This window comes from Kordia sp. E (assembly GCF_056033805.1).
On record NZ_JBRASR010000003.1, the window covers coordinates 121235 to 133752 of the forward strand.

Annotated in this window: 14 protein-coding genes; 1 reads left to right on the forward strand and 13 read right to left on the reverse strand. The window is 33.2% G+C overall.

Annotated features, from left to right (window positions below; all coding sequences use genetic code 11):
* The 13 genes from ACUUYC_RS13620 to flxA form a co-directional block, all read right to left on the reverse strand.
* On the reverse strand, positions 1-1017 hold the full coding sequence (locus ACUUYC_RS13620) for a beta-ketoacyl synthase chain length factor (protein WP_474266513.1): 1017 nt from the start codon (positions 1015-1017) through the stop codon (positions 1-3).
* The gene (locus ACUUYC_RS13625) at positions 1017-2216 is read right to left on the reverse strand and encodes a beta-ketoacyl-[acyl-carrier-protein] synthase family protein (protein WP_474266515.1); all 1200 of its coding nucleotides are present in this window, start codon (positions 2214-2216) and stop codon (positions 1017-1019) included. The genes ACUUYC_RS13620 and ACUUYC_RS13625 overlap by 1 nt, the downstream gene beginning before the upstream one ends.
* A gap of 1 nt (position 2217) precedes the next feature.
* Positions 2218-2475 (reverse strand): phosphopantetheine-binding protein, encoded by a 258-nt coding sequence (locus ACUUYC_RS13630; RefSeq protein WP_474266517.1) that lies wholly within the window; start codon positions 2473-2475, stop codon positions 2218-2220.
* Entirely contained in the window at positions 2463-3098 is a 636-nt protein-coding gene (locus tag ACUUYC_RS13635) for a 3-oxoacyl-ACP synthase (protein ID WP_474266519.1), read from the reverse strand. The genes ACUUYC_RS13630 and ACUUYC_RS13635 overlap by 13 nt, the downstream gene beginning before the upstream one ends.
* Before the next feature lie 7 nt (positions 3099-3105).
* Positions 3106-4239 (reverse strand): beta-ketoacyl synthase N-terminal-like domain-containing protein, encoded by a 1134-nt coding sequence (locus ACUUYC_RS13640; protein WP_474266521.1) that lies wholly within the window; start codon positions 4237-4239, stop codon positions 3106-3108.
* A 7-nt stretch (positions 4240-4246) separates the two neighbouring features.
* A complete protein-coding gene (locus ACUUYC_RS13645; protein WP_474266523.1) occupies positions 4247-4687 on the reverse strand; it encodes an acyl-CoA thioesterase in 441 nt (146 codons plus the stop codon).
* A 5-nt stretch (positions 4688-4692) separates the two neighbouring features.
* Positions 4693-5130 carry a hotdog family protein gene (locus tag ACUUYC_RS13650; protein WP_474266525.1) on the reverse strand — a complete coding sequence of 146 codons (438 nt, stop codon included), beginning with the start codon at positions 5128-5130 and terminating at the stop codon, positions 4693-4695.
* A 10-nt stretch (positions 5131-5140) separates the two neighbouring features.
* On the reverse strand, positions 5141-6022 hold the full coding sequence (locus tag ACUUYC_RS13655; RefSeq protein ID WP_474266527.1) for an LpxL/LpxP family acyltransferase: 882 nt from the start codon (positions 6020-6022) through the stop codon (positions 5141-5143).
* 14 nt (positions 6023-6036) lie between these two features.
* Positions 6037-6279: an acyl carrier protein gene (locus tag ACUUYC_RS13660; RefSeq protein ID WP_474266529.1), complete on the reverse strand. Its 243-nt coding sequence runs from the start codon at positions 6277-6279 to the stop codon at positions 6037-6039.
* Positions 6280-6282: 3 nt separating this feature from the next.
* Entirely contained in the window at positions 6283-7506 is a 1224-nt protein-coding gene (locus tag ACUUYC_RS13665; RefSeq protein ID WP_474266531.1) for a beta-ketoacyl-[acyl-carrier-protein] synthase family protein, read from the reverse strand.
* Between the two features lie 189 nt (positions 7507-7695).
* Entirely contained in the window at positions 7696-8451 is a 756-nt protein-coding gene (gene flxB / locus ACUUYC_RS13670; protein ID WP_474266533.1) for a flexirubin biosynthesis SDR family reductase FlxB, read from the reverse strand.
* Between the two features lie 9 nt (positions 8452-8460).
* The gene (locus tag ACUUYC_RS13675; protein WP_474266535.1) at positions 8461-9600 is read right to left on the reverse strand and encodes a WG repeat-containing protein; all 1140 of its coding nucleotides are present in this window, start codon (positions 9598-9600) and stop codon (positions 8461-8463) included.
* 5 nt (positions 9601-9605) lie between these two features.
* The gene (gene flxA, locus ACUUYC_RS13680; RefSeq protein WP_474266537.1) at positions 9606-11135 is read right to left on the reverse strand and encodes a flexirubin biosynthesis tyrosine ammonia-lyase FlxA; all 1530 of its coding nucleotides are present in this window, start codon (positions 11133-11135) and stop codon (positions 9606-9608) included.
* Positions 11136-11246: 111 nt separating this feature from the next.
* Here flxA and ACUUYC_RS13685 point away from each other — a divergent pair, with 111 nt between their 5' ends.
* Positions 11247-12488 carry an NAD(P)/FAD-dependent oxidoreductase gene (locus ACUUYC_RS13685; RefSeq protein ID WP_474266539.1) on the forward strand — a complete coding sequence of 414 codons (1242 nt, stop codon included), beginning with the start codon at positions 11247-11249 and terminating at the stop codon, positions 12486-12488.
* The last annotated feature ends 30 nt before the right edge of the window (positions 12489-12518 follow it).

The window sequence follows — 12518 nt, forward strand, 5'->3', positions numbered from 1 at the left end:
TTAACATGAGGTCAGTAAAGTAAAACTATGGTATTCTCCTTGATGCTGATTGTATAATAACACATTTTTGTAGTGTGTCTTCTTAACATCGTTCATCAATACAGCTTCAGGAATCGTTTGTTCTTTTATAATTTTTGAAGCTGTCCAAAGTCCAAAAGCGGAAGCTGTATGGTATTCTCCAGAAAGATGTTTGTATTGTATTTGTGTTGTGTTTTGAAACAATTTGTTTTGTAGTGCTTCATAATAGGTATCGTACGCATCTCCATTAGTTCCCAAAACGACAAGATCAATATCAGCAGGCGTAAGGTTGTTGTGATGTAAAAAAGCAGTTGTTCTTTGTGCTATATTTTCAATTGCAATTGATTGAATACAATCAACAGCCATTAATGCAGCATACGAACTTTCTTTTTTCTCAGTACCAAGCGTAAAGAAATGTGCACCTTCACTAAAAGGAACTGTACGACTTTCTTGAAGCGCTGCATAATCATGAATAAACTTCTTTCCAAGTTCGTCAACGCCACCAACAAGTATATTGGAAGCTTCTGCTTCATGAAGTAATAATTGTGCATCTATAAGTGCCGCTTCAAAGGAATTTGCACCATGAACATAGGTTACATTATATGCTTTACACTTTATGCCTAAAGCTATTTGTGCACCAACCGTATTGTGTGTAGATTGAATAAATGATGTTGGTGTAAGATATTGCTCATCATTTTCAAGTATTGTATTTAAAAACTTCTCAGAATCTTCTATGCAACCCATTCCTGTTCCCGTAATGATTGCATCTGGTTCTACAATATTAGCTTCTTCTAAAGCTGTTTTTGCAGTAACCACGCCCATTTTTACTCCTGTAGCCATTCTTCTGCTAGCAGCAGGTGGAATATACGCTTTGTAATTTGGTCGAATTGCAGTAACTGTATCAGATTCATGCGTAACAACAGTTTCTAAGAAAGAAGCATTATTAAATGTTTCTTGCGAAGAAATAGAAGCAATACTATGTATATAACATGGGTTCATTAGTTCTTTGAAAATATAAGCGTTGAACAATTTCCTCCAAAACCAAATGAATTAGATAATACGTGTTGTACTGGTTTTTTCTGTACTTGTGTAATTGGTTTCATGTCCAATTCTGGAATAGGCGTATTGAAATTCAAATTAGGAAACAATGTATTGTGTTGTAATGTTAAGACTGAATATACAGCCTCAATAGCGCCAGCAGCAGCTAAGGTATGTCCTGTAAAAGCTTTGGTAGAACTAAAATCTGGAATGTGATCTCCAAAGATTCTTCGTATTGCAGCACCTTCAGAAGCATCATTGTTTGCTGTAGCCGTTCCATGAACATTGATATAATCTATTTGTTGAGGTTGTAGTTTTGCAATTTGTAAAGCTTTCTGCATGGCTAAAAAAGCACCTTCTCCATTTGAAGATGAAGCTGTTTGATGAAAAGCATCATTCGCGTTAGCATATCCAGAAACATAGGCAAGTACTTCTTTGTTTTGTTCGGCTACTATTGCATCAGATTCTAGTACTAAGAAAGCTGCAGCTTCTCCTAAGTTCAATCCTTTTCTGTCTGCGTCAAATGGTTTGCAATCTGTGTCAGATAGAATAAGTAATGTATTGAATCCGTTTATGGTGAATTTTGATAAACAATCTGTTCCTCCAACAACAACACGATCTAGTTTTCCAGCTTTAATCAAGCGTGCGCCTAACATAATTGCATTTGCAGCAGAAGAACAAGCAGTACTAATCGTTGTTGTATAATCTGTGATTCCTAATTGTAATGCAATTTTCTGAGTACTATCGCCAGCATGGTGACTCGTGATGTATTTTTGACTTTCTGTATCAGATAAAAAACTGGCACTATATTTTTCCGTCATGTCCATTCCGCCAACGCTTGTTGCAGAAATTAAACCTGTACGATACTTTTCAAAATCAGTACTATTTGCATTCGCAATAGCTTGTTTGGCAGCAATGCAACCTAATAATGCTGTTCTAGAATAATTATTGTCTGTTGGTAAATTGAGTTGTGCAGCTAATTCTTCATTAGTTTGCAGCACTTCGCCAACTTTAATGGAGTCTTTATGTCGCGTTTGAATATGAACAATAGGAGCAATTCCTTTTTTGGAAGATACAAGCGCGTGCAAGTTTTCTTCTACAGTAGTTCCTATAGAAGAAATGATTCCCATTCCAGTAATTGCAACACCTTGTTTTGCCATATTATCTAGTTCTATTAGCTGTAATATATGTTGCTAAAACTTCAATAGATTTAAAAATTTCTTTTCCTTCTGTCGGATCTGTTAGTTTGATACCGTAATTTTTATCTAGCATTACAATTAACTCTAAAGCATCAATGGAGTCTAGACCTAATCCATCTCCAAATAAGGCATCGTCATCTGCAATATCAGCAACCGAAAAATCTTCTAAATTTAATTGCTCAATAATGTTCTCTTTCAGTTCTAGTTTTAATGCTTCCATTTGTTTTTTTGATATAATGTATTAATGTTTTCTTCTGTGTGTTTGTGTGTGCCTTCTTGGTTGACAAGATACATAAATGCTTCGTATTCGTCTTGATCAACATTTACCCAACCGCATAATATATCTGTACTTTTTTTTGCATGAATTAAAGACTCAGCATATTGCGATAGTGTTTTTGCATTGAATGAATCAAATACGAAAAAAGCATTTTCACCTAATATTTGATGCCTGATGCTAATTTCTCCAATTCCTATATTGGGCAACGTGTATACAAAAATTGCTGGGCTAGGATAGTAGGCATCTTTATCATTGATTGTTTCTTGATGTTTTCTATCAGTATCTAAACTAGCACTTTTGTTAGATAATACAATCGCCATGTTTTCTTTCGCTGTTGCTGATAGATTTACTTGATTGTATAAAAATTCAGCAGTTATAAAAGATAGCTTACTAGCAGTATCCATTTTAAAGAATTTAGCATAATCATTGACATGTTCTTTATACACTTGCTTAAGAAATTCAGCACATGAAAGATCACTTTCTTTTGTGGCAATTTCTTTCCCATCAACAACAATTGTATTGTTTTTAATGTGGCAATAATTCGTTATGTATAAATCGTTATTCAATATGTTTTTATTTTTTAAAAAGTACAGCTGTATTACAACCTCCAAAACCAGAGGCAGTTTTTAAAAAGGTTTGTATGTTTTTTTGTTTTGTTTCTTTTATGATATTAATAGGTTTAGAAACTCCAAGTTCATCTATGCCTAGTGATGTGTATACTATATTGTTTTTCATACTATGAATTCCAATAATAGCTTCTAATAATCCTGAAGCTCCTAAAGTATGTCCATAATATCCTTTTAGACTATTTACAGGAATCGTATGCAAGTTTGCTCTGTTGAAAGCAATAGCTTCCATTTCATCATTGTAAAGAGTTGCAGTTCCGTGCGCGGAAATATAGTCTATATCTTCGGCTGTGATGTTAGCTTCTTTTATTGCTGATTGAATACTTCTGAATAACCCTTCACCATTTCTTGAAGGTCCAGAAATATGATTTGCATCATTGCATGAACCGTCTCCAATGATTTGAATGGCATCTGTTGTTTTTTCTGCTGTGATAGCAATAGAAGCTGCGGCTTCTCCTATAGTAATACCTTTTCTGTTTTTAGAGAATGGTTGACAAGGAATATCACTAATAGCTTGAAATGCATTGAATCCTGATAAGGTGAATTCTGAAACTAGATCACCACTTACGATGAATGCATTATCATAATTGTTATTTTGAATGAGTCGTTTTGCTACAGCGACTGCTAAAATCCCAGAAACACAAGCATTGGAAACAATGATAGGTTCATTTTGAAATCCAAAAAAAGATTTTATTGTATTTCCTAATACAGGTAAATATGCTCTATTTGGTGAGAATCCATTATTTTTAGAATGCAATACATCAATATTTCCTTTTGTAGTGGAAACAATTAATGCTGTTTTTTCTGTGATTGTAAAAGAAGCTTTTGCGATAGTATCTTTTAAAGATAGTATCATCATTTTTTCAAGCTTCGTGTATAGTGACGGATCATCTATTTCTTGAAAAGCTTCTGTAAGTGTATTATTATTTATGATAGAAGCATAAAAAGGCGTTGCTAATAGATTTGTATCAGACTGTAATGTAATTCCAGCGTTTTCTTGCGCAACTTGATTGCTATTTGTTGCGCTGTCAAACCCTAAAGGTGATACAATGTTATTTGCCGTACAGTATACTGCTCTCATAAGATACTTATACTAGGTTCATTTGTTGTTTCCAAGCTTCATAAAACTCAGGATTTGTAAGCGATAATTCTCCTTTATCATCTACAAATACTTGAACAGTAGTACCAGTACAAACTACTTTTCCTTCTGCGTTCATAATTTTATATGAAAATATCATTTTTGCAGCAGGTGTGTTTATATATGTAGTTTCTATGGTAGCAACGTCACCATATCGTAATGGAAGTTTATGATCAGAAGATGATTTTACAATAGGTGTTGCGTATCCGTTTCTATTTACATCAAGATAAGAGATGCCATATTTACGTCCAAAAGCTTCTCTACCATCTTCAAAATAGTGAATATAATAGCCATGCCATACAATTCCTAGCGGATCAGTTTCATTGAATCGCACTCGAATATCATACGTTTCTGTAAATTTTGTTGCAGTTCCAAGTTCTTTTTTCTTCATCAACGTTATTTTTTCAATACAGTTTTCATTTGTGCAGTCATGATGACTTCTCCATGTAATCGTGTTGTTCCTTTCACTAAAGTTACGCCCATGATTTCTTGTAAAATAACTACTTCCGTTTCAAGTTGATCTCCAATTTTTGGTAGTTTACTAATTTCAACTCCTTTTATAGCGCCAATATATCCTTCTGGAGCTTGCATGTTGTTGATATAGAAATGATATCCAGTATATAAAGCAACAGTTTGTGCCATGTGTTCTATGAGTCCTGGTTCTGTAAATTCAGTCTTTTGAACAAAGAGATTGTTTTCTGAAACGGTAAATCCAGAAATTACTTTTGATTCATCATAATATACCAAAGCGTCAATCATAACCATTGGTGGTCTTTGAGGAATGAGCTTCAATATAGTAGCTGAATCTGTTATTTTCTCTTTAAGTACGTTCATGTGTTTCTCATTAATTTATATCATCCCAAAAATCAAAATAATTGAACCATTGTAAAGGATATTTGTCAAGAATCCACTCAACATTTTCTGTGTATTTATTTAGCAAACCTTGCGCATCTCTGTGTTTAACTTCTGTTGTTCTAGCATATAGATGATAATGTTTGCTAGTTTCTTTCATCACGTAAACAAACACTACAGGAACTTTTAATCTTGATCCTATTAAAAAAGGTCCAGCAGGGAATTTTGCTTCTTTTCCTAATAGTGAAGCTGTTAAATGTTTCGCTCCTTGCACATATCGATCGCCAGTAATACAAATTAATTCATTTCTAGATAATGCAGCATTGATTTCAAATATATGCGAAAGATCATCTTTTATGATGATAAATTTTATATTAGATTTTACAGTTACACTATCAAGATATTCTTTTATTGCTCTATGCTCAGAATCAGTTGTTAATAGACTGATAGCTGGGTTTTCATCTAGTTCATTTAGGAAGTGTTCTGCAATTTCAAAATTACCTACATGCGCACTAATTAGGATGCCTCCTTTTTGCTGTTTTAGTAATTCTCTTAATTGATCAATACCATCAAAATGATAGGTAAATTTATCCCTTAATCCTGATGAAATAGCAACCTTGTCTAGTATTGTTTGACCAAATTTGTAATAGCTTTGATATATTTTCACAATACTTTTTGAGGGAGAGTATTTGCGGCGTTTGCGAAAATAATAATAGCTTGCTTTTGAACTACTTCTTGCGAAAAGACAAAAATATGCAGCAACGAAATATAGTATAAAATAAGCTGATCGTATTCCTAGTTTTTTAATACAAAAGACAAATATTTTGTATCCTAAAACAGAACCTCTGGACTTTCCTTTCCATTCAGCAGCCATCGCGAAAGCTATTTTTAACTAATTTTTCTTTCAATTAAATCATAAAAATCTTGTAGTGTTTCAACTCCTACAAAATCTTCTCCAACCAGTTTTACTCCAAAGTTTGCTTCAATAGCAACTACTAAATCAACAAAGTCAAGACTGTCTAGCTCTAAAGTCTCTTTTAAGTTTGCTTCAGGTGAAATATCTTCTGCTTCAACCTCAAATTCATCTATAAGAAAGTCGTTTATCTTCTCAATAATAACTTCTTTATTCATCTTCTAACTTTTATATTTTTTTATTATTAATGCTGAATTTGTTCCTCCAAATCCAAAAGAATTCGACAAAAATACATCAATTTTTTTATCTAAGGTTTTACTAACTAAATTTAATTTGATTGCGTCCTCGTCAGGAGTTTCAAGATTGATGTTTGGAGCGACGAAAGAATGCTGCATCATTAGCATAGAATAAATTACTTCACTAGCGCCAGCCATCCAGCATTCGTGCCCTGTCATTGACTTGGTAGAACTTACATGTGGCCCGTTTTCTCCAAATACATCAAATATAGCTTTTGCTTCGTTTGCATCTCCAACTGGAGTTGAAGTTGCATGTGCATTTACATAATCAATTGTTGAGGTATCAATATTTGCTTGTTGAATAGCTTTTTTCATTGCTCTTGATGGCCCATCTACATTTGGAGTAGAGATATGTTCTCCATTTGAAGAGAAACCATATCCGATGATTTCACCTAAAATGTTAGCACCTCTTTTGACAGCAGATTCGTAACTTTCAACAATAAGTGTTGCGCCACCACCACTTGGAACTAATCCATCTCGGTTAGCATCAAAAGGACGAGATGCTTTAGAAGGATCTTCAATATTGGTGGAAAAAACACCCAATCCGTCAAAACTTCCCATTGCAAGTTGATTTATTTCTTGAGCTCCACCACAAATAATACAGTCTTGCATACCACTTTTTATAAGTTGATATGCCATTCCTATAGCATGAGAACCACTCGCACAAGCTGCACTTATGGTAAAATTGACTCCTGTGAGTTTGAAAATCGTAGAAAGGTTCATTGTAACAGTAGAGTTCATTCCTTTAAAAATAGCTCCTGAACCTACTAAAGTTGTGTCCCTTTTTTCTCTGATTTTGTCTACAGACTCAATTACTGATTTTGCAGTACTGTCATTTCCATAAAGAATACCTACTTCATTTGTGTTAAGAAATTCTTGATCGATGTTTGCATTTTTTAAAGCTTCAAGTGTGGCAACATAAGCGTACGTTGCTTCTTGTCCTAAACTAATACGTTGACGTCTAGATAGTAGTTTCTTTAAGTTAGGTTCCGCAACCATTCCTGTTAGACATGAACGATATCCGAATTCTTTTCTTCCTTCATCAAAGGCAATACCAGATGTTCCGTTATATAACGATGTTTTTACTTCTTCTAAGTTTTTACCTATACACGAATATATTCCCATTCCTGTGATTACAACTCTTTTCACATGCTTACGTTTTATAATTAGTGTCTGATCGGAAACACAACACTATTAAATTTGTTTCTTTTTCTATCCTTCACATTTATTTTTAATCGATTGATGCTAAGGCATCAACTCATAAAAAGTAAATGCAAATTACATCAAAAATAATTCAACTTGTAAAAATTGTCTGTTTCCAATCAGACACTAATTAATTTACGAGTAAATTCCTCCATTAATATTTATGACTTCGCCAGTTATGTAGGATGCATTTTTAGAGGCTAAGAAAGTAACTGCATGCGCAACTTCTTCTGCTTCTCCAAATCTGTTTGCGGGAATTAATTTTTTGAGTTCTTTCTCGTTTAATTCACTAGTCATATCAGTTTTTATAAATCCTGGGGCAACAGCATTTACCGTGATGTTTCTTTTTGCAACTTCTTGCGCTAATGCTTTTGTAGCAGCTATTACAGCTCCTTTGGCGGCAGAATAATTGGTTTGCCCTGGAGTTCCTTTGAGTCCAGAAACAGAAACCATATTGATAATGCGACCATATCTATGTACTAATAGTTTTTGTATTAAATGATTCGTAACATTGAAGAAACCTTGTAAGCTTGTATCAATGACGTTTGTCCAATCTTCATGTTTCATCCACATAAACAAACCATCTTTGGTGATTCCTGCGTTGTTTACAATTACTTCTATAATAGCATCTTTATGAGCTTCATGCCAATTGTCTAATGTTGTTTTTACATCAGTTGCATCTACAACATCAAATTGTAATAATTGTCCTTTTCCTCCAACAGCTTTTACTTCTTCTAATGTTTTAGTAGCAGCTTCTTTGTTACTTCGGTAATTGATTAAAATTTCGTAATCAGTTTCTTTAGCTAATTGAATACAGACTGCACTTCCAATTCCTCTAGAGCCACCAGTTACTAATGCATATTTTGTTTTTTCGATTGTATTTTTCTTCATTAAAATGTACTATTCATTCGTATTTATAAATAATTCAGCATTCTTATACCATTTATCTCCGAGTACTTTTCCTTCGGTAGTTAAGAATCCCCATTTTTTATTGTATTTCACTCTAGCCAATCCATTGATAAAACCTTTTTGAGCATCTTTTTTCATGAATGATAAACCAACTGTGATTGTATATTTATATGGTATTACAATTTGTCCAGATGTATTTATAAATCCCCATTTTTTGTTTTTTACGGGAGCTAATCCATCGTTTGAAAAAGTTTCAGCATCATGATATTGAAAAAGAATTATTGTTTCTCCTTTTTCATTGATGTATCCCCAATTATCACCATTGTGGACAGGCGCTAAACCATGATTAAAGTTTCTTGCTTTTTTGTAGGTAGGTTCTATAACCCATTCTCCTTTTGCGTTGATATAACCAATTTTTTTATCAGATTCGGCTCTAGCCATTTTAGAGTTTTCATTAAAATTCCACACTCTATCAATATCAGTTAGCGGAGTAAATTTCTTGTTAGCAATAAGTCCTAAAGTTTTCCCTTTCTTTCCTTTTTTAGCCCAAGTAGCATTCTCATTGTAAATTCCAATCTTAAAATACTCAATAGGTATGACAATTTCTCCTTTGCTATTTATAATTCCCCACTTTTTTTCATTCAACACTTTTGCATGCCCATCATTGAAAGCCATAATTTTGTCATATGTAGGTTCAAGTATTAGTTTTCCATTGGTGTCGAGTAATCCTATTTTATCACCTTTTCTAAAGAGCGCAACGCCATCATTAAAATCGTAATATTTGTCAGGTATTGGTGTTTCTAAAATTTTTCCTGATTTATCAATATAATTCCATACTTTGTCTTTATATGCTAAGGCAAAGCCAGAATTGAATTCTTTGATGCGATCATATTCAGGTTGAATAATCCATTCTCCTTTTGCGTTTATGGCACCCCATTTTCCGTCTTTTAGAATAATAGCCATTCCATCAGAAAAACTTCTTGCTTTTTTAAATTGAGCTTCAATAGCATAGTCGCCCGTTTTATTAATGTAGCCAAATTTGTCACCTTCTCTAACCAATGCTAGTTCTTGAGAAAATAGACTACTTATATACAACAATGTGATTGAAAAAAATAAGTATTTGAGTTTCATTATTTTTAATCGTTTTTATTATTAATAATATAGTTCTTTACTTGGTTTACATATGGATACATCACCACATCTTCTTTAAAGACTGGAACTATTTTACGAATAGCATCATACATCTTTTTTGTATTTGAAGAAACCTCATCTTGTACACCCAAATATTCTATGGCTTGAATAATTGTAATTAATTCGATTGCGACAACTTCAAAAGCATTTTCGATAACTTTTTTAGTAACCATGGCTGCATTAGTTCCCATGCTTACAATATCTTGATTGTCATTGTTATTCGGAATACTATGTACATACATAGGATTTGATAACATTTGGTTTTCAGCTGTGGTTGAGGTCGCTGTAAATTGTACACCTTGCATACCAAAGTTTAATCCTAGTTTGGCAAGGTTTACAAATGGAGGAAGTATATTGTTTAATTTTGAGTTTAATAAATAATTCAATTGACGTTCTGCTAACATGGACATTTTGGCTACTACAATTTTTAGTTTGTCCATTTCTAAAGATACATAATCTCCATGGAAATTCCCACCGTGATATACGTGTTTTTTCTGAACGTCTACTATTGGGTTGTCATTTGCAGAGTTTACTTCTTCTATTAAGATTTTTTCAACATTGTTTAGTGTGTCTAATACTGGTCCAAGTATTTGAGGTACACATCTTAATGAATAATATTCTTGTACTTTCTCTTTAAAAACAGTTATTTCAGATTGATCACTATAAAGATACTCTTCTCGTTTTCTGGTCAAAGTACTATCTTTTAAGTGCGTTCGCATTTGTTTCGCAATTTCTTGCTGACCAATATGTTTTTTTGCATGATTTAGCTCATAAGATAAATGATCGTCATATGCTTTTACGATTTCATTGATAGCACAAGAAGCAGTAATCATCCAATTTAATAATCTTCTGGTGTAGATAGTATTAACCAATCCAACACCTGTCATTACAGAGGTTCCATTCATTAAAGCAAGTCCTTCTCTTAGTGCAACTGTAATAGGAGCAAGGTTTTCTTTTTCAAAAACTTCTTTGGTGTCTTTGCGTGTTCCGTTTTGAAATACTTCACCTTCACCAATAAGAGTTAAGGCTAAATGTGCCAATTGTACCAAATCGCCACTTGCACCAACACCACCATGTTCATAGATAAGTGGAGTTATGTTTTTATTGATTAAAGTAATCATCACATCTATTACAGATTTATGTACTCCAGACTTTCCTAAACACAATGTATTTAATCGCGCTAGCATAGCTGCCTTAACGTACATAGGAGGAATTGGGTTTCCTGTTCCAGAAGCATGACTTCTAATCAGGTTAAATTGCAATTGATTTCTTTCTTCATCATTAATTCGGTATTGAGCCATTGGCCCAAACCCAGTATTTACGCCATAAATAATCTTATTTTCAGAAAATTCTTTTAAAAAATTAAAACTCTCTTCTACAATGGCAAGAACACTATCGTCTACTGCAATCGATTCATCCTGAAATATGGCGCTATAAAAATCGTGTATTTCTAATTTCCCCTTAAGTGTTAACATCTATAAATTACTCAAACTTTTAATGAATATTATTTTAATAACTAAAAGTAAAATAGTTATTTTGGAATGCAAATTTATAATAATTAACGAATCTATACTTATAGAGGTACTATGAATGATGAATATGTTGATGTTTTAGTGATTGGAGCTGGCCCTTCAGGCTGTGTCGCAGCTGCTTATTTACATAAAAATGGTTTTCAAGTAAAAGTTGTAGAAAAAAATATTTTTCCACGATTTGTAATAGGAGAGAGCTTATTACCACGTTGTATGGACCATTTTGAAGAAGTAGATTTGCTAGATTGTTTGAAAGCACAAAACTTTGAAATAAAATCTGGAGCACGATTTCTTAAAGGATCACAGGTATGTAATTTTGATTTTAGTAAAAAACATACTGAAGGTTGGGATTGGACATGGCAAGTGCCGCGTGCAGATTTTGATAATGCTTTGGCAGAAGAATTAATTCGAAAAGGAATAGATGTTGCTTTCCAGCAAGAAGTAATTGCTGTAGATTTTGAAGAAGAGTTTGCTATTGTTACAATAAAAGATACACAAGGAAATCAACAAGTAATTAAAGCAAAGCATATTATTGATTCTAGTGGTTATGGAAGAGTATTACCTAGATTGTTAGATTTAGAAAAGCCTTCCGAGTTACCAATGCATTCTTCTATTTTTACGCATGTAAAAGACATTCATAGACCAGAAGGAGAAGAAGGAACTTTGATTACATTTGATGTTATCGATACAGAAACATGGTTGTGGGTAATTCCTTTTTCTAATGGAGTAACGAGCATTGGTTATGTTGGTCCTACAGCATTTTTAGATTCTTTTGAAGGAGATACTTCAGAAAAATTAACACAGCTATTAAAACATTCAGATTATTTTTATGAACGCTTTAAAGGAGTAGATTTTCTATTTGATCCTGTATTGATTAAAAATTTTTCCAAATCAGTGAAGCAATTATACGGAAAACGATATGCGCTTACAGGAAATAGTGCAGAGTTTTTAGATCCTGTATTTTCATCAGGAGTAACATTTGCTACAGAATCAGCTTTATTAGCTGCAAAGTTAACAGCAAAAGAGTTGAATGGTGAAAAGGTAGATTGGGAAACTGAATATACAGGATATATCAAAGAAGGTGTAAATGTCTTTGCTTCTTATGTGAAAGAGTGGTATACAGGGAATTTACAGAAATTATTTTTTCATCGCCCAGAGAATCCAGAGATTAAAAGGCAGATATGTGCTGTGTTAGCAGGTTATGTTTGGGATAAAAGCAATCCTTTTGTGACTAAACATCATCGATTGATTAAAACGGTAGCACATTTGATAGATATGGAAAACGAAAAAAGCGAATAACTTTAAGTTATTCGCTTGTACTATATTTAT